This window comes from Methylobacterium sp. WL9 (assembly GCF_008040035.1).
Classification (GTDB): Bacteria; Pseudomonadota; Alphaproteobacteria; order Rhizobiales; family Beijerinckiaceae; genus Methylobacterium; species Methylobacterium thuringiense.
In genome coordinates this window covers 17189-35313 of record NZ_VRVE01000010.1, presented here as the reverse complement: position 1 = coordinate 35313, position 18125 = coordinate 17189, and the positions used below count along the sequence as shown (strand labels likewise).

The window sequence follows — 18125 nt, the reverse complement described above, 5'->3', positions numbered from 1 at the left end:
CCTCACCCCTTCAAAGCCGTCAACTCACCCGGCAGCGCATAAGCCCACTGCGTGATCGTCCCCGCCCCGAGGCATACGACGTAATCGCCCTCCCCCGCATGGCCTGCGACGATCCCCGCGAGGTCCTCCGGCTTTTCCAGCGCCACGGCGTCGCGGTGGCCGCGAGAGCGGAGACCCGAGACGAGGGAGTCTCGGTCGATGCCCTCGATCGGGGCTTCGCCGGCAGCGTAGACCGGGGCGACGATGACGGTGTCGGCGTCGTTGAAGCAGGTGCAGAAATCGTCGAACAGCGATTGCAGGCGGGTGTAGCGGTGCGGCTGCACGATCGCGATGACCTTGCCGTCGGTGGAGGCGCGGGCCGCCTTGAGCACGGCGGCGATCTCGACGGGGTGGTGGCCGTAATCGTCGAAGATGATGGCGCCGTTCCACTCGCCGGTGCGGGTGAAGCGGCGCTTGACGCCGCCGAAGCCGGCGAGCGCCTTGCGGATCGCGTCGGCCGGCACACCGAGTTCGTGGGCGACAGCGAGCGCGGCGGTGGCGTTGAGCGCGTTGTGCTTGCCCGGCATCGGCAGGACGAGGTCCTCCATCTCGAGGCGCAGGCCGGGCCGGCGGTCGCGGATCATCACGCGAAAACGGCTCTGGCCGCCTCTGAGGTCGACGTCGAGCAGGCGCACGTCGGCCTGCGGATTCTCGCCGTAGGTGATGATGCGCCGGTCCTCGATATGGCCGACGAGGTCCTGCACGATCGGGTGGTCGATGCACATCACGGCGAAGCCGTAGAACGGCAGGTTGTCGATGAAGCGCCGGAAGGCGTCCTTGATCGCGTCGAACGAGCCGAAATGGTCGAGATGCTCGGGGTCGATATTGGTAACGATGGCGACGTCCGCCGGCAGCCTCAGGAAGGTGCCGTCCGACTCGTCGGCCTCCACCACCATCCACTCGCCCGCGCCCATGCGCATGTTGGTGCCGTAGGCGTTGATGATGCCGCCGTTGATCACGGTGGGGTCGAGGTTCCCGGCGTCGAGCAGGGTCGCGACGAGGGAGGTCGTCGTGGTCTTGCCGTGCGTGCCGGCCACCGCGACGCAGGACTTGAAGCGCATCAGCTCGGCGAGCATCTCGGCGCGGCGCACCACCGGCAGGCGGCGGTCGCGGGCGGCGATGAGCTCGGGGTTGTCGCGCTGGATCGCGGTGGAGACCACGACGATGGCGGCATCCTCGACGTTTTCGGCCGCATGCCCGACGAAGGTGCGGATGCCCTTCTCGGCGAGGCGCCGCACGTTCGCGTTGTCGTTCGCGTCGGAGCCCTGCACGGTGTAGCCGAGGTTCGACATCACCTCGGCGATACCGGACATGCCGATGCCGCCGATGCCGATGAAGTGGATGGGTCCGAGTTTATCCGGCAGCTTCATAGGGTGCGTTCCGTCTTGGGCGCCGAAGCGAACATACGAAAAGAATCAGGTGCGGGCGGCGGTCTCGACGACGAGTGCCGCCAGACGCTCGGCCGCGTCGAGAATGCCCGCGGTTTTGGCGGCCTTGGCCGCTGTGGTCAATTTTTCGGGGTTTCCGAAGAAGTCGACCAACTCGGCCGTCAGCCGGTCCGGGGTGAAAGCGGTCTGCGGCAAGTGCAGCGCCGCTCCGATCGCACTGAGCGTCTCGGCGTTCGCCGCCTGATCCTGGTCGAGGGCGCCGGGGAGCGGCACCAGGATCGACGGACGGCCGATCGCGGCGAGCTCGGAGACCGTCGAGGCGCCGGAGCGTGCGACGATCAGGTGGCTGCGCGCCATGCGGCCCGGTAGATCGCGAAAGAACGGGGCGGCTTCGATGCCGGCGAGGCCCATGGCGAGGTAGCGGTTCTGAACCGCCGTCAGGTCTTCCGGCCGGGCCTGCTGGACGATATGCAGCCGGTTGCGGAGGTCCGCCGGCAGCGCCTCGATCGCGGCGGGCACCACGTCGCTCATCACCCGCGCGCCCTGGCTGCCGCCGAAGACGAGGAGGTGGAGCGGGCTGCCCGGTTCGAGCGACGGATAGGGCGTGTCGGCGACCGCCAATACGGCGGGGCGGATGGGGTTGCCGGTATGGACGCGCCGCGCGGTGGCCTTCACCGGCACGCCGCGCACATCCTTGAAACCGGTGGCGATGACGCGGGCGCCGCGGGCCAGAAATCCGTTGGCCCGGCCCATTACCGCGTTCTGCTCGTGCAGGATCGTCGGTACGCGCAGCATCTGTGCGGCGAGGACTGGCGGCACGGTCGGGTAGCCGCCGAAGCCGATCACGGCCGCCGGGTTCAGCCGGCGGATCTCCTTCGCGGCACGGCCGAAACCCCGGCCGAGCGTGCCGATCGCGCCGGCGCGCTGGAGGATCGAGCGGCCGGACGGCGTCGCCGAAGTGATCGTGACGATCTCTTCCGCAGGAAACTCGCCGGAGATCGAGTCGACCCGCGCATCGGTGGCGAGCGCCACGCGGATGCCGCGGGCCTTCAGGGCGTAGGCGAGACTCTCGGCGGGAAACAGGTGTCCGCCGGTCCCGCCCGCGCAGAGCAGAACGAGGGGTTGGAAGACCGTCACTGCATCAGACCGGGCACGGCCGAGGGGGTCGTGCCGGGCGGACGCTGGCCGAGCGCGGTGGTGCGGGGCCGCTTGCGGGTGAGCGCCACCAAAAACCCCATGCCGAGCGCCAGCGAGATCAGCGACGAGCCGCCGTAGGAGACGAAGGGCAGCGTCATGCCCTTGGCCGGCATGAGCTGCGTGTTCACCGCCATGTTGATGCAGGCCTGGAGCCCGAAGAGCGTTGTCAGTCCGGTGATGGCGAGCCTCGAGAAGGTGTCGTCGGTACGTCGCGCGAGCTTTAGGCCCCGCATGACGATGTAGGCAAACAGCGCGACGAGACCGAGGCAGACCAGCACGCCGAACTCCTCGCCGGTCACGGAGAAGATGAAGTCGGTATGTGCATCCGGAAGGTGGCGCTTGGCGACGCCCTCCCCCGGCCCGGTGCCGAGCCAGCCGCCGGAGGTGAAGGATTCGCGCGACCAGAATTCCTGGAAGCTGTCGCCGGAATCCTTGTCGAGGAAGCGGTTGATGCGCTCCTTGACGTGGTGGAGGAAGGTGTAGGCGGCCAGCACGCCGACGAGCCCGGCGGCGCCGAGACCCGCAACCCAGAACCAGTGCAGGCCGGCGACGAAGAACAGCGTGCACCAGACGATGGTGATGAGCATCGTCTGCCCGAAATCGGGTTGCAGGATCAGCGGCACGATCGTGATCGGCAGGAGCGCCATGGCGAGGATGCCGCCGGGCATGTCGCGCCGTTGCGCGCCCTCCGAAAAGGCCCAGGCGGCGACGACCACGAAGGCGGGCTTCACGAATTCCGAGGGCTGCAGGCCGAAGGGGCCGAACTGGATCCAGCGATGCGCGCCCTTGATCTCGGGCCCGAACTTGCCGGCGAGCACGCAGAGCGCGACGCCCGCGACCCACGTCACCAGGGCGAAGCGCCGGATGTGGCGCAGCGACAGGAACGAGACGGCGATGATCAGCCCGATGGTCGGCGCGAGATACATCGCCTGACGGTTCAGGAAGTAGAAGGTCGGCAGGCCGATGCGCTCGGCCACCGGCGGTCCGCCGCCCATCAGGAAGACCAGGCCCGCCACCATCAGGCAACCGAGCCCGGCGAGCAGGCCGCGATCCACCGTCCACCACCAGTCGTTCAAGGGCGTGCGCTCGGCGCGGGACATCATGGCGGGTGGTGACCTCCGGCAGGCCGCGCGAATGGGCGCCACAGCCGGCCGGGATCGTGAAAGGGAATGGTAAACACTTCCTTAGAGAGGCCCGCGCTTGGCCTGAAAATGCCCTTTCCACCAGTGGGCTGAGAGATTGGAGCACCGGGCAATGTACTTAAGGTCGTATTATGAATTACGGAGAGAGTGTGATGTCCACCAGCCCGCTTACGAACTCGATGTGTTCCTCAAAATGGGCCGGGTCGAAGTATCGGGTTCGGACTCGATGCCTTTTATCTGCTTGACTGCGGAACCGACGCAGTTTCGAACTTGGAATGAAGTAATCCAATGTTTGCATCGCAAAAGACCGCTTTGAAGGATGCCAAGCTGGCAGCGCTCGATCGCGTGCAGGGCATCATCGAGTTCGATCTCTCCGGTACGATTCTCGATGCCAACCCGAATTTCCTGGCGGCCGTCGGCTACACGCGTGCCGAGATCATCGGACGTCATCACGGCATCTTCGTCGATCCCGATTACCGGAACTCGAACGAGTATCGCGACTTCTGGGACAAGCTGCGCGAGGGCCAGTTCCAGGCCGGGCAGTTCAAGCGCGTCGCCAAGGCGAGCAACGACATCTGGATCGAGGCCTCCTACAATCCGTTGCTCGGACGTGACGGCAAGCCTTATCGCGTCGTGAAGTTCGCCACCGACATCACCGCGCAGATGAAACTGCTCGGCGACCTGCGGACCATGATCGACCGCAATTTCGGCGAGATCGATCAGGCCCTCGGCCGCTCGACCGAGGAATCGCGCACGGCCCTCGATGCGGCCCGTTCCACATCGAGCAGCGTCGGGACCATGGCCGCCGCGACGGAGGAACTTGCGGCGTCGGTCGCCGAGGTCTCCCAGAGCATGGCCAAGTCCCAGACCGCGACCGAGAGCGCCTTCGAGCGTGTGCAGGAGGCCGGCGACTACACCAAGCGGCTCTCCGTCGCCGCCAACGCGATGAGCGGGATCGTCGGCCTGATCAACACCATTGCCGCGCAGATCAATCTGCTCGCCCTCAACGCCACCATCGAAGCGGCACGGGCCGGCGATGCCGGACGCGGCTTCGCGGTGGTCGCGCAGGAGGTTAAGAGTCTTGCCGGGCAAGCCGCCCGTGCGACGGAGCAGATCAACGGCGAGATCCAGAGCGTTCAGGCGATCTCGAACGACGTCGTCGATGCGCTCGCCTCGATCCGCGGTTCGGTCGACACGATGCGCAGCCACGTGGTCGCGACGGCTGCCGCGGTGGAGGAGCAGTCGGCCGTGACCCGCGACATGTCGGCGAACATGCAGGATGCCGCTCGCGCCGTGGCGACGATCGCGGACAACATCACGGCGATTTCGTCGAGTGTCACCCAGGTATCGGACGCGGTGACGACCACGCGTGACGCGGCGCGTGTGCTGGCCCGCTGATCGGTCGGTGCAGCGCCGCTTAATGGAAGCCGCCTTCATGGACCCTCGATCCCGTGGCGGCCGGCCGTCGGGTTCCCGAGCCGACGGAGGCCGAACCGTCGACTTCTTGACTGAGTGGTGGATTTAACCTAGCAAAAGACAATTTTAAGTAATCCGGTATTATCGATCGCCGCAGGAATTCAGCTGCCGCCTTGCGATCGGAACATCGAATCACACTAACACCGGTTGTTTGACTGGTCGTCGGCGTCTTCGCGTGGGGCCGTAATCGTCGGGTCGCTCATGATAGAGTGCGATCAGATGTTTGCATTGAAAAAACATATCGAGACCGAAGCAACTCTCGCTGCGCTCGACAGGGTTCAAGGGATCATCGAATTCGATTTGTCCGGAATTATAATTAAGGCCAATGCAAATTTTCTCGGGGCAATCGGCTATTCGCTGGCCGAAATCGTCGGACAGCCTCATGGCATGCTGGTCGAGCCCGCCTACCGGCAGTCCCCGGAATACCGCGCCTTCTGGGACAAGTTGCGCGCCGGCGAGTTCCAGGCCGCACAGTTCAAGCGCATCGGCAAGGACGGCCGCGAGGTCTGGATCGAGGCCTCCTACAACCCGATCTTCGGACGGGACGGCAAGCCCACCAAGGTCGTCAAGTTCGCCACCGACATCACGCGCCAGAAGGCCGAGGACGCCGACCGCGCCAGCCAGATCGCCGCAATCCGCAAGGCGCAGGGCGTCATCTCCTTCACCCTGGACGGCGAGATCCTCGAGGCGAACGACAGCTTCCTGACGTTGACCGGCTACACGCTCGCCGAGATCAAGGGCCAGCACCACCGCATCTTCATCGATCCCGTGTATCGCGCGAGCGGTGACTACGCCGCATTCTGGGCTGCCCTGAAGCAGGGCATCTATCAGGCCGACCGCTACAAGCGCATCGGCAAGGGTGGGCTCGAGGTCTGGATCCAGGCGAGCTACAACCCGATCGTCGACGCCTCCGGCCGACCCTACAAGGTCGTGAAGTTCGCCACCGACATCACCGATCAGATCAACCTGCTCGCGCGGCTCGGCACCATGATCGAGGACATCGAGCATGCCGTGACGCGCTCGCGCCGCGAATCCGGCGCGGCGATCGGCGCAGCCCAAATGACCTCGGGCAGCGTCCAGACGATGGCCGCCGCGGCGGAAGAGCTCGCCGCCTCTGTCTCCGAGATCTCGCAGAGCATGGCGAAGTCGCAGGACGCCACCGACCTGGCCTTCGATCGCGTGCAGCAGGCAAGCGACTTCACGCGCCGGCTCTCGGATGCGGCGAGCTCGATGACCGGCATCGTCGGTCTCATCAACACCATCGCCTCGCAGATCAACCTGCTCGCACTCAACGCCACGATCGAGGCTGCCCGCGCGGGCGATGCCGGCCGCGGCTTCGCCGTCGTCGCGCAGGAGGTCAAGAACCTCGCGGCGCAGGCGGCGCGCGCAACGGATCAGATCAACGGCGAGATCAACAGCGTGCAGGCGGTCTCCAACGAGGTCGTCGGCGCCCTCGACTCGATCCGCGGCTCGGTCGAGATCGTGCGTAACCACGTCGTCGCCACCGCCGCGGCGGTGGAGGAGCAGAGCGCCGTCACGCGCGACATGTCGGCCAACATGCAGGACGCCTCCCGCGCCGTCAGCGACATCTCGGAGAACATCAACGCGATCTCGACCGCCGTCTCGGAGGTCTCCGACGCCGTCGCGACGACGCGCAACGCGGCGCAGGTGCTGGCCCGGTAGAATTCCCGCCGACGTGATTCCGGGGCCGCGAAGCGGTACCCGGACCCGAACGGCGCGCGAGGCGTGAAATCGATGACGGGTTGCGGCGCGTCGAGGCGGTCAACCCGCCTCTTGCGCGCCTCAGCCCAGCGCCTTGACCAACTCTCGGAAGCGGTCGCCCCGGATCTCGAAATTCCGGAACTGGTCGTACGAGGCGCAGGCCGGCGAGAGCAGAACCACGGGTTCGGCCGCTTCGGAAGCAGCGGCGGCTTCCGCCGCTTTCGCCGTGGCAATGTCGAGCGTCTCGCAGAGCGTGAAGGGCACGCGCCCGTCCAGCGTCTGCGCAAACGCCGCGCTCGATGCGCCGATCAGGTAGGCGTGGGCGACGCGGTCGAACAGTGGAGCCAGTCCTACGATCCCGCCCTCCTTCGCCTTGCCGCCGACGATCCAATGGACGTCGCGGAAAGCGGTGAGCGCCTTCTCGGTGGAATCGGCGTTGGTCGCCTTGGAATCGTTGACGAACAGTACGCGCCCGCGCCGTCCGACCTGTTCCATGCGATGCGCGAGACCCGGGAAGCTTTTCAGGGCGGCGGCCAGCGACTCGCCCTCGACGCCGAAGGCGCGCACGGCCGCGGCGGCAACGGCCGCGTTCTGCCAGTTATGGGCGCCGCGGAGCGACCCGATTCCGTCGAGGTCGGCGAGCACCGCCCCCTCCCCCTCGGTCACCCGGCCCTCTCGCGCGATCAGCTCCGCCTCGGCTTCGCCGTGACCCGCGACATGGACGCGGACCATCGGTCCCGTCCGCCGCCCGGCGATGGCCCTGCAATGCGCGTCGTCGACGCCGACGATGGCGAGGTCGGCCGATGCCACCACGCGCTCTTTGATGGCGGCATAGGCCTCCATGGTGCCGTGCCGGTCGAGATGGTCGGGGGTGAGGTTGAGCAGGATGCCGACGCTCGGCTTCAGCGACGGCGTCAGGTCGATCTGGAAGGTCGAGAGCTCGACGACGTGGATGCGTTCGCGCGACGGCGGTTCCAACAACAGGATCGCGGTGCCGATATTGCCGCCCATCTGCACGTCGTAGCCGGCTTGGGCCAGCACGTGGGCGATCAGCGCCGTCGTGGTCGATTTGCCGTTGGTGCCGGTGATCGCGACGAATGGGGCATCCGGCGCAACCGCCGCGCGCTCACGGCAGAAGATCTCGATGTCGCCGATGATCGGGATGCCGGCCGCCTTTGCCAGTTCCACCGTCCAGTGCGGCTCGGGATGGGTCAGCGGCACGCCGGGCGAGAGTACGAGCGCGGAGAAGCCGGACCAGTCCGCCTCGCGCGGGTCCGAGACGGTGATGCCGAGGCCGCGCGCCCGCTCGGCGCTCTCGGGGCTGTCGTCCCAGGCGATCACGTCGGCGCCGCCGGCCTTCAGCGCGTGGACCGTGGCGAGGCCGGAGCCGGCGAGGCCGAACAGGACGAGCTTTTGGCCGGCGAAGGTGGTGGCGGGCGTCATCGTCTCAGCGCAGCTTCAGCGTGGCGAGGCCGGCGAGCGCCAGGATCACGGCGATGATCCAGAAGCGGATCACGACCTGTGCCTCCTTCCAGCCCTTCTGCTCGAAATGGTGGTGGATCGGCGCCATCCGGAAGACGCGCTTGCCCGTGAGCTTGAACGAGGCGACCTGGATGATCACCGACATCATCTCCAACACGAACAGGCCGCCGACGATGGCGAGCACGATCTCGTGCTTCGTCGCCACGGCGATGGTGCCGAGAAGGCCCCCGAGCGCCAGAGAGCCGGTATCGCCCATGAAGATCTGCGCGGGCGGCGCGTTGAACCAGAGGAAGCCGAGGCCCGCTCCGATCACCGCGCCCGTGACCACCGCGAGCTCGCCGGTGTCGCGGACGTAGTTCACCTGCAGGTAGCCGGCGGTGAAGGAATTGCCGACGAGGTAGGCGATGACGCCGAAGGTGCCGCAGGCGATCATCACCGGCACGATGGCGAGGCCGTCGAGACCGTCGGTGATGTTCACTGCGTTGCCGGCGCCGACGATGACGAAGGCCGCGAAGATGACCCAGAACCAGCCGAGGTTCAGCAGCGCGTCCTTGAAGACCGGGAAGGCGAGTTCGTTCTGCAGGCCGGCGGGCGAGTAGATCGAGATCAGCAGGCAGGCGGCGCCGGCGATGGCGGCTTCGAGCGCCAGCCGGAACTTGCCGGAAAATCCGAGATGGGACTGCTTCGTCACCTTGAGGTAGTCGTCGTAGAAGCCGATCGCGCCGAAGCCGACGGTGACGGCCAGCGTCACCCAGACGTAGTGGTTGCGCGGGTTGGCCCATAGGATCACGGCAACGAGAAAGCCCGCCAGGATCATCAGCCCGCCCATGGTCGGCGTGCCGCGCTTCACGAGGTGGGTCTGCGGGCCGTCCTCGCGGATCGGCTGGCCCTTGCCCTGGCGCAGGCGCAGCAGGGAGATGATCCAAGGGCCGAACCAGAACACGAACAGGCCCGCCGTGAACAGCGCGCCGCCGGTGCGGAAGGTGATGTAGCGGAACACGTTGAGCGCGTTGACGCTGCTCGACAGTTCCGAAAGGAGATAAAGCATGTCGGGGGCCGCGGTGTCAGGGAACGTGGCCGCGCTGCGTGACGGCCGGCGTCATTCGGTCAGGGCGCTACCTTGAGTGGTGCTTCCCGCGGATCGGTGCCGACCGCATAGCGGGCCTTCACCGCTTCGACAATCCTGCCCATCCGGATCGAGTTCGAGCCCTTCACCATCACGGCGTCACCCGGGCGCAGGCTGTCGAGCACCGCGTCGACGAGGTCCGCCGAGGTCGCGGCGGCGATGCCGCGGTTGGCCACCGGCAGAGCCTCGAACAGGTGGCGCATCATGGAGCCTGCCGTGAAGACGAGGTCGATGCCGCTGGCGCGGACCGCGTCGGCGAGTTCGCGGTGGCGCTGCTCGGCCGAGGGCCCGAGTTCCAGCATGTCGCCGAGCACGGCGATTCGCCGTCCACGTCCGCTGGTCTCGATGCCGCTGAGCGTCGCCAGGGCGGCGCGGATCGAGGCCGGGTTCGCGTTGTAGCTCTCGTCGACCAGAAAAGCCGCGCCGTCTCCGATGGTCAGCGCCGTGCGCTCGCCGCGCCCGACTGGGGGTTTGAGCCCAGCGAGCGAGATTGCGGCGCGGGCGAGATCCGCGCCGAGGGCGTGAACGACGGCGAGAACCCCCAGAGAATTCATCGCGGTGTGCCGGCCGGCCGTGCCGAGCTGATAGGTGACCGGCACGCCCATCACGCTCGCGTCGACCACCGACAGGTCGGGCCGGGTGACGATGCGGTTCGCCCGCACGTCGGCCTCCGCGTGCTCGCCGAAGCTGATCACGCGGCCGGCCTGCGAGGCGCGGGCATGGGCCAGCAACCGCTCGAAATTGGCGTTGTCGCGGTTGAGGATCGCGACCCCGCCGGGCTCGATCCCCGAGAATATCTCGCCCTTGGCGTCGGCGATGGCCGAGAGCGAGCGGAAGTGCTCGATATGCACCGGCTCGACGGTGACGACGAGCGCCACCTGCGGCCGGACCTGCGCCGCCAGCGGCACGATCTCGGCCGCGTGGTTCATGCCGATCTCGAAGACGCCGTAGCGGGCGCTCGAAGGCATGCGCGTCAGCGTCAGCGGCACGCCCCAATGGTTGTTGTAGGAGGCGACCGAGGCGTGGGTCTCGCCTTGGGCCGAGAGCACGTGGCGCAGCGCCTCCTTGGTGCCGGTCTTGCCGACGGAGCCCGTCACCGCGACGATGCCGGCGCTTGAGCGGGCGCGGGAGGCGATGCCCAGCGCACGCATGGCGTCGAGGACCGGGTCTTCGCTGCCGGCGGCGACCGCGAGCACCGGGCCGGCGTCTGCGAATTCTTTCGCGCGGTCCTGGGAGACCACGGCCGCACCGGCGCCGTTCTCCAGGGCACCGCGCACGAAGGCGTGCCCATCGCGGGCTTCACCCCTGATCGCGAAAAAGAGGTCGCCGGGTTGCAGCGTGCGGGTGTCGATCGAGGCGCCGGTGATGGCGCGTGCGTCGCCGTGAAGGAGGCCGCCGGTAGCCGCTTCGAGCGCGGCCGGCGTCCAGAGGGAGGTCGTGTCGGTCATGCGGCCTCCGATTGATCGTGACGGACGCGAGCGCCACCCTCCCCCGCAGAGGGGAGAGGGTTTTGCGAGACTATGGCGCGCGAGGCGAGCAACCCAAAAATCACGTCAGCTCCGCAATCGCAGCGCGGACCGCGTCGTGGTCCGAGAAGGGGAGCACGCGGTCGCCCACGATCTGGCCGGTTTCATGACCCTTGCCAGCGACGACGAGCACGTCGCCCGGCTGGAGGCCCCGCACGGCTTTGCGGATCGCCTCGGCCCGGTCGCCGATCTCCTCCGCACCCGGCGCCTGGGCAAGGATGGCGGCGCGGATCGCGCCCGGCTCCTCCGTGCGCGGGTTGTCGTCGGTGACGATGACGCGGTCGGCGAGGCGCTTGGCGATCTCGCCCATGACCGGCCGTTTGCCGGTGTCGCGGTCGCCGCCGCAACCGAAGACGAGGACGAGACGTCCGCTGGCGAAGAGACGGAGCGCCGCCAGCACGTGCTCCAGCGCTTCGGGCTTGTGCGCGTAGTCGACGAGGCAGAGGCCACCATTCGCTTCGCCGATTCGCTCCATGCGGCCGGGCACGCCGGTGAGGGATTCGAGCGCCGAGAACACACCGGCCGGATCGGCCGCGCCGCCCGGTGTCGCCAGGGCGAGGCCGGCTGCGACCAGCGCGTTCTCGACCTGGAAGCCACCGACCAGGGGCAACTTCACGGTGTAGGTCGTCTCGCCCTCCAGACCGGGGCCGCGCAGAGTCAACGCCTGCGAAAACCCTTCGGTGCGGGCATCCTCGAGACGGATGTAGTGGCCGCCGCGACCCGTGGTGCGGATCTCGTGTCCGGCCGCGTCTGCGGTGTCGACGACCCGCTCGGCATACGCGCCGTCGGCGTTGACGATCACCGGCCGGCCCTTGGGCAGCAGCGTCGTGAACAGCCGAAGCTTCGCCTGCAGATAATCCTCGATCGTCGGGTGATAATCGAGATGGTCGCGCCCGAGATTGGTGAAGCCGGCGGCCGCGAGTTCCACGCCGTCGAGCCGGCACTGCTCGATACCGTGCGACGAGGCCTCCATGGCGAGGTCGGTGACGCCGTCATCGGCCAGCCGCGCCAGCGTCTCGTGCAGCGTCACCGGGTCGGGCGTGGTCAGCGAGCCGTAGGCCGCGCCCGCATTCGTGACGATGCCGACCGTGCCGAGGCTCGCGGATTCGCGGCCCAGTGTCGAGAGAATCTGGCGGACGAAGTCGGCGACCGAGCTCTTGCCGGAGGTGCCGGTGACGGCGACCACGGTTTCGGGCTGGCGGCCGGAGAAGCGGGCGGCGGCGAGCGAGAGGGCGCGGCGCGCGTCGGGCACCGCGATCCAGGCGGTTGCGGCCGGCAGATCCGCCGGCCGCTCGCCCTCGCCGACGATTGCAACCGCACCGGACGTGGCGGCCTTCGCGGCAAACAGCCGGCCGTCGGCCTTGGTGCCGGGGATCGCGACGAAGATGCCGCCCGGGACGACCTTGCGGCTGTCTGCGGTGATGGCGGTGACGGCTTGATCCGCGACGTCGGCGTCGGGGAACAGGCTGGCGAGCCGCGCCCCGCTCACCGGCCGTCGACCATGTTGGCGTGATAGGCGCCGAGCTTCGTCATCAGCGGGAACGGCTTGGCGGGCGGGTCGAATTGCGGCGGCAGGCCGAGGATCGGCGCGACGCGTTCGAGGATCTTACCCGTCACCGAACCCGAATTGTAGGCGGCGGTGGCGTAGCCGCCAGTCTCGGGCAGGCCCTGCGGCTCGTCCATCAGCGTCACGAAGAGATACTTCGGCTTGTCCATCGGGGCCGCCGCGAAGAAGGTCGTGAACAACCGGTTCTTGTTGTAGCGCCCGCCGATGACCTTCTCCGCCGTGCCGGTCTTGCCGCCGACGTAGTAGAGCGGCACGGCAGCCTTTCGGGCCGAGCCCTCGACGGCGTTGAGGCGCATGATGAAGCGCATCGCTTCGCTGTTCTGGGTCGAGATGACGTGGGTCGACTTGGCGCGGGCGGTGGCCTCGTCGGTCTTGAGGAAGGTCGGGACGATGTAGTCCCCGCCGTTGATGATCGCGCCGACGGCGGCGGTGGCCTGGATCGGGGCGACGGCGATGCCGTGGCCGAAGGCGATGGTGATCGTGTTGATCTCGCTCCAGCGCTGCGGAAGGATCGGCGAGGCGCTCTCGGGCAACTCGGTCCGCATCCGGTCGAGCAGGCCCATCTTGCGCAGGAAGGCCTTGTGGCCAGGGATGCCGACGCCCAGCGCCATCTTGGCCGAGCCGATGTTGGAGGAGTGGGTGAACACCTCCGGCATCGTCAGCACGCGGCCGGTGGCGTGGTAGTCGTGGATGCGCTGGCGGCCCCAGTTCAGCACGCCGCCGCGGGTGTCGAAGGTCGAGTTGACGTTGTACTTGCCGGAATCGAGCGCCATGGCGAGGGTCATCGCCTTGAATGTCGAGCCCATCTCGTAGACGCCGACGTTCATCCGGTTGATGCGGTCGGCCGAGAGCGCGTCCTTCGGCTCGTTCGGGTCGAAATCCGGATAGGAGGCGAGCGCGATCACCTCGCCGGTGTTCACGTCGAGGATCATCGACGCGCCGGCCTTGGCCTTGAAGTGCTCGATGCCCTTCACGAGCTCATCGCGCACCGCGAATTGCGCCCGCAGGTCGAGGGAGAGCTGCACCGGCGCCAGGTCGGCCTGCTTGGCGACGAAGCCGAGGCTGTTGAGGGCGCCGTTGCCCTGGTTGTCGATGTACTTTTCCATACCGGCGATGCCGATATTGTCGAGGTTGGTCGCGCCGATGATGTGGGCGGCGGCGACGCCGTTCGGGTAGACGCGCTTGTGGTCGGGTAGGAAGCCGACGCCGGGGATGCCGAGGCGATGCACCTCGAGCTGCTGCTTCGGCGTGATCTCGCGCTTGACCCAGACGAAGCCCTTCTTGGTGGAGAGCTTCGTACGCAGCTCCGAGGCATTCAGCTCGGGCAGCACTGCGGTCAGAAGCTCGACGGCCTCGTCCTTATCGTAGATCTTGCGCGGCTCGGCGAAGACCGAGACCGTGCGGATATCGGTGGCGAGGATCTCGCCGTTGCGGTCGATGATGTCGGGGCGGATCGCGGTGGTGGCCGCGGCGGCGACACGGTGGTCGTCGGTACCGGAGCCCGGCGTCGCCGCCATGATGACGAGGCGGATGCTGATCGCGCAGAAGACCATGCCGAAGCCGAGGCCGACGATGCCGACGCGGGCGAAGGACCGCTCGATCGCGAGCCGGAACATCTTCCGGTAGAGGCCGACGAGAAAGGGCGCGCGAGGCTCGACGGCAACGAAGCGCTCGGGCGCGTCGTCCCCTTGCACATCACTTTCATGCGCGGCGGCCTCGGGCTCTGCCTGGTCCGCCACCTGGTGGTGCGCAACCTGCGACGCGTCCATCGCGGCGTGGGCGTCCGAGGCCGGCACGTCCTGATCCTGCGGAGGGTGTTCGGACACGGGATTTACCTCGAAGCCGTATTCGGCGTGCGGGTGCTGACGGTGCGGGTCGTCGTGGAGCGCGTGATCGAGCCGGTGGTGCGCGGCTCGTCGGCCTTCGCCGTCGGCTTGTCCTTCGGCGTCGCGGTGGCGGCGAGCAGCCGGCCGATCTCGTCGCCGCGATCGGGGCGGGCCGGCAGGTCGGACATCCGCGCCAGATGGTCGGTGCCGATCGGCTCCAGCGCGAGATGGCGCTCGACCGCAGCCTGCAGGCGATCCGGGCGGGTGAGCAGCTGCCATTCGGCGCGCAGCACCGCGATGGCCTGACGCTCCTTGTGCAGCTCGGTCTTCCGCTTCGAGACCTGAGCCGACTGGTACAGCGTGTCGTACTTCGTCGAGTAGGCGTAGACGGCCGCCGCCATCAGGCCGAAGACCGCCAGGAAGTTCAGAAGACGGATCATCGTGCTGAACCTTGATGCTGGCGCCTCAAGGTCCGTCCGCCGTGAAGGCGGCGGCGCGCATGCGCGCTTGCCAACGGCCGAAGGCAGAAAGACCCGTAGTGGACGGCCGTTGGTGTCACCGGCGCGATCCTCCGCGAAGGCCGGCGGTTGCCGGAAGGATGGCGAGCGCCTGGACCGCGTCGAGCGGCTCGGGCACGGGGGCGTCGGTGCGCTCGGCGGCACGAAGTTTTGCGGAGCGCGCGCGCGGGTTGACGTGGCACTCGTGCTCGGAGGGCAGGACCGGCCCTTTGGTGACGGGCGAAAAGCTCTTCGGCGCCGGCCGCTCGACGCTCGGCACGTGGCGCGAGGCCTGGACGGCACGGCCGCTGCGGGCCGAGAGGAACTGCTTGACGATGCGGTCTTCCAGCGAATGGAAGCTCACCACCGCGAGACGGCCGCCGGGCTTCAGGATGCGCTCGGCCGCGTGAAGCGCAGCGACCAGTTCGCCGAGTTCGTCGTTCACCGCGATGCGCAGGCCCTGGAAGCTGCGTGTCGCGGGGTTTAAGTGACTGCCGGGATCGACCCGGACCACGCCGGCGATCAGTTCGGCGAGCTGGCCGGTGGTCGTGATCGGTGCACGGCGGCGAGCCTCGATGATGGCGCGGGCGACGGCGCGGGCGCGGCGCTCCTCGCCATAATGGAAGAAGATGTCGGCGAGCCATTCCTCGTCGGCCTCGTTGACGAGGTCGGCCGCGCTCTGGCCTTCGCTCGACATGCGCATGTCGAGGGGGCCGTCGTTGCGGAACGAGAAACCGCGTTCGGCCTGGTCGAGCTGCATCGACGAGACGCCGATATCGAGCACCACCCAGTCGGCATGCGGTTCGCCCTCGGCCTGCACCAGCGTGTCGAGGCTGCCGAAGCGGCCCTGGACGAGGCGGAGCCTGTCGCCGGATTTGGCCTGAAGTGCCGCGCCGTCGGCGATGGCGCTGGCGTCGCGGTCGATACCGATGACGCGGACATCCGGGTCGCAATCGAGCAGCGCGCGGGTGTAGCCGCCGGCTCCGAAGGTGCCGTCGACGGCGAGGCCCGGTCCCTTGGGATCGAGGGCGTCGAGCACTTCGGCCATGAGAACCGGTACGTGCGGCCCCTCGCCGGGCGTGCCCCTGCGCGGCGGCCGGGTCATCGCGCGACCTCGCGCACCACCGAAGGCGGAATCGCTGCGAATCTCGTCGTTTCCGAAGACAACCGGCTCATGCGATCCTGCAACGCGCGGGGACCGCACCAGGGCGGTCCGGGCAGAAGTGGCGGCACCGAGCGCACGGCGGCCATGGACCCGCGCACGAACCCTCGTCCAGCAACCTAGACGAGAGTCCGCCGATCCGAAAATCACCTTGAGCGGGTTCGATTCGGGTACCATGAGCCTTCGAGCGCCGTCAACGAGCGTGGCCTTGCGGAGCGGGCCTCGTCGAAACAGACCTCAGCAAGGTTAACCGAGCGTCAAAACGGCTGCGGATTTCGGGGTGATCGACCTGAAATCCGCGTGTCGAAAAATGATGGAATCAGCCGGCCTTTAAGCCGGGTTCTGTAGGGCCCGGGCGCCTTGCGGCACCCGGACGTGGCGGCCATTCCTCTGGGACGATCGTCACCGACCGCCTCGAGCAACCAACCCGGGCGACGGGCCTGGAGAGCGGGCCTGCTTGTCCCCTCGCGGGGATAAGCGTGTCGCCCCTATTCGGTCTTGCACCCGGTGGGGTTTGCCGTGCCGTCCGCGTTGCCGCGTCCGCGGTGCGCTCTTACCGCACCCTTTCACCCTTACCTCGCAAGCGAGGCGGTCTGCTCTCTGTGGCACTGTCCCTAGGGTCGCCCCCGCCGGACGTTATCCGGCACCGTCTCTCCATGGAGCCCGGACTTTCCTCCCCGCACCTGTCGCGAGACCTGCGCGGAGCGGCCGCCCGGCCGACTGATCCGGGGCGGATGTGCGCCGCGGTCGCCTCGGCGGTCAAGGAGATTCGCCGGATGCCGGCCTGCCTGCTTTTCGGGCCTGCCCGGATTTTCGGCGGCCGGTTGCGAGCCCTGGCCGACGGGATCACTCTTCCGGTCGTCGAGGCCGCGGGCCGTCGGGCCGGGTCTCTCACCATGCAGGAGGTCGCGCCATGTCGACGGAAACGCAATGGAGCCTGGACGCCGTTCACGCCCTGCGGGAGATGGCCCGCGAGGGTCTGACGCTTCCGCTGATCAGCCTGAAGCTAAAGCGCCCGGTCGACGCCGTCGCCGCCAAGCTCGCCGAACTCGGTATAACGCCGGCAGCCAGTCCCTAACCGACTGTCGTCCCGGGACTCGCCGAAGGCGAGAATCCAGGATCTACGACTGGCCGCAGCGTGTTGGGCGGATCCCCGGGTTCCGGTACGCGGCCCCAGGATGACGGCGGGGTGCCTGCGAGTGAGCAAAAACCCCAAAAATTACCAGCTGCCGGTGTTCTCCATCGAGGCCCACGGTTCCTGCGGAGGCTTACGCTCACCCTTCTGGAGAAGCTCGATCGAGATCCCGTCCGGCGACTTCACGAAGGCCATGTAGCCGTCGCGCGGCGGCCGGTTGATGGTCACGCCCTTGTCCTGCAGGTTCTTGCAGAAGGCATAGATGTCGTCGACCTGATAAGCGAGGTGCCCAAAGTTGCGGCCGCCGGAATAGCTCTCGGGATCCCAGTTCCAGGTCAGCTCGATTTCTGGAGACTTTTCGGAGGTCGCACGGCCGGCATCGTCAGGGGCGGCGAGGAAGACGAGCGTGAAGCGGCCCTTCTCGTTCTCGACCCGGCGGATTTCCTGAAGCCCGAAGGTGTTCACGTAGAAGTCCAGCGCCATATCGAGGTCCGCCACGCGGACCATCGTGTGCAGATACTTCATCGCTGACCTAACCCATTGTTAATGCAGAGAATATTTCGTTGCCTGGCAAGATGTTGGTACGCCGAACTGCCCAATCGCCAGACTGCGGCAGACGAACGTCGGTTAAATATCTAGCGTCTGGCCGTGTGACGAATAGGTCGAACTCATCCTTCAAACATGAGGCAGATGCATTTTTTCTACCCGGTCGAATTCGACAGGTGATGCCGTGATGCCCTGTCTCGATAGACGCCATTGTTCGTATAACTTCTTGCCAAGCAAGCCAAATTTTGGGGGTGGGAGGACACTGGCTGCTGAGGCGATAATGAGCAGTGTCGT

At 67.5% G+C, this 18125-nt stretch carries 14 protein-coding genes and 1 other RNA gene; 3 read left to right on the top strand and 12 right to left on the bottom strand.

Features of this window, described 5'->3' with window-relative positions; genetic code table 11:
* Positions 1 to 2: 2 nt before the first annotated feature.
* From murC to FV217_RS06255, 3 genes are read right to left on the bottom strand one after another with little or no spacing between them, the layout of a single operon-like run.
* On the bottom strand, positions 3 to 1409 hold the full coding sequence (murC, locus tag FV217_RS06265; protein WP_147816097.1) for a UDP-N-acetylmuramate--L-alanine ligase: 1407 nt from the start codon (positions 1407 to 1409) through the stop codon (positions 3 to 5).
* Between the two features lie 45 nt (positions 1410 to 1454).
* On the bottom strand, positions 1455 to 2564 hold the full coding sequence (locus FV217_RS06260; protein WP_147816095.1) for a UDP-N-acetylglucosamine--N-acetylmuramyl-(pentapeptide) pyrophosphoryl-undecaprenol N-acetylglucosamine transferase: 1110 nt from the start codon (positions 2562 to 2564) through the stop codon (positions 1455 to 1457).
* A complete protein-coding gene (locus FV217_RS06255) occupies positions 2561 to 3727 on the bottom strand; it encodes a putative peptidoglycan glycosyltransferase FtsW (protein WP_147816093.1) in 1167 nt (388 codons plus the stop codon). Before FV217_RS06255 ends, FV217_RS06260 begins: the two co-directional genes overlap by 4 nt.
* Positions 3728 to 4054: 327 nt before the next feature.
* Between FV217_RS06255 and FV217_RS06250 the strand changes: the two genes are divergently transcribed.
* Together FV217_RS06250 and FV217_RS06245 are read left to right on the top strand one after the other, a co-directional pair.
* On the top strand, positions 4055 to 5164 hold the full coding sequence (locus tag FV217_RS06250; RefSeq protein WP_147816091.1) for a methyl-accepting chemotaxis protein: 1110 nt from the start codon (positions 4055 to 4057) through the stop codon (positions 5162 to 5164).
* A 297-nt stretch (positions 5165 to 5461) separates the two neighbouring features.
* Positions 5462 to 6925, top strand: a complete 1464-nt coding sequence (locus FV217_RS06245) for a PAS domain-containing methyl-accepting chemotaxis protein (protein WP_147816089.1) — start codon at positions 5462 to 5464, stop codon at positions 6923 to 6925.
* A 120-nt stretch (positions 6926 to 7045) separates the two neighbouring features.
* Here FV217_RS06245 and murD read toward each other — a convergent pair whose 3' ends face one another.
* The 8 genes from murD to rnpB all read right to left on the bottom strand — a co-directional run bounded on the left by murD (position 7046) and on the right by rnpB (position 16874).
* Positions 7046 to 8407 (bottom strand): UDP-N-acetylmuramoyl-L-alanine--D-glutamate ligase, encoded by a 1362-nt coding sequence (murD, locus tag FV217_RS06240; RefSeq protein WP_147816087.1) that lies wholly within the window; start codon positions 8405 to 8407, stop codon positions 7046 to 7048.
* Between the two features lie 4 nt (positions 8408 to 8411).
* Positions 8412 to 9494 carry a phospho-N-acetylmuramoyl-pentapeptide-transferase gene (gene mraY / locus FV217_RS06235; protein ID WP_147816085.1) on the bottom strand — a complete coding sequence of 361 codons (1083 nt, stop codon included), beginning with the start codon at positions 9492 to 9494 and terminating at the stop codon, positions 8412 to 8414.
* 59 nt (positions 9495 to 9553) lie between these two features.
* Positions 9554 to 11020 (bottom strand): UDP-N-acetylmuramoylalanyl-D-glutamyl-2,6-diaminopimelate--D-alanyl-D-alanine ligase, encoded by a 1467-nt coding sequence (locus FV217_RS06230; protein ID WP_147816083.1) that lies wholly within the window; start codon positions 11018 to 11020, stop codon positions 9554 to 9556.
* A 100-nt stretch (positions 11021 to 11120) separates the two neighbouring features.
* Positions 11121 to 12587, bottom strand: coding sequence for a UDP-N-acetylmuramoyl-L-alanyl-D-glutamate--2,6-diaminopimelate ligase (locus FV217_RS06225; RefSeq protein WP_147816081.1), 1467 nt, complete (start codon positions 12585 to 12587; stop codon positions 11121 to 11123).
* The gene (locus FV217_RS06220) at positions 12584 to 14491 is read right to left on the bottom strand and encodes a penicillin-binding protein 2 (protein ID WP_238230382.1); all 1908 of its coding nucleotides are present in this window, start codon (positions 14489 to 14491) and stop codon (positions 12584 to 12586) included. The genes FV217_RS06225 and FV217_RS06220 overlap by 4 nt, the downstream gene beginning before the upstream one ends.
* A gap of 5 nt (positions 14492 to 14496) precedes the next feature.
* Positions 14497 to 14931: a hypothetical protein gene (locus FV217_RS06215; protein ID WP_147816079.1), complete on the bottom strand. Its 435-nt coding sequence runs from the start codon at positions 14929 to 14931 to the stop codon at positions 14497 to 14499.
* A gap of 115 nt (positions 14932 to 15046) precedes the next feature.
* A complete protein-coding gene (gene rsmH / locus FV217_RS06210; protein WP_147816077.1) occupies positions 15047 to 16093 on the bottom strand; it encodes a 16S rRNA (cytosine(1402)-N(4))-methyltransferase RsmH in 1047 nt (348 codons plus the stop codon).
* Positions 16094 to 16465: 372 nt separating this feature from the next.
* An RNA gene (gene rnpB / locus FV217_RS06205) (RNase P RNA component class A) lies at positions 16466 to 16874 on the bottom strand.
* 189 nt (positions 16875 to 17063) lie between these two features.
* Between rnpB and FV217_RS22735 the strand changes: the two genes are divergently transcribed.
* The gene (locus FV217_RS22735; protein WP_187272447.1) at positions 17064 to 17228 is read left to right on the top strand and encodes a hypothetical protein; all 165 of its coding nucleotides are present in this window, start codon (positions 17064 to 17066) and stop codon (positions 17226 to 17228) included.
* Positions 17229 to 17369: 141 nt separating this feature from the next.
* Here FV217_RS22735 and FV217_RS06200 read toward each other — a convergent pair whose 3' ends face one another.
* A complete protein-coding gene (locus FV217_RS06200) occupies positions 17370 to 17810 on the bottom strand; it encodes a VOC family protein (protein WP_147816075.1) in 441 nt (146 codons plus the stop codon).
* Positions 17811 to 18125: the final 315 nt, after the last annotated feature.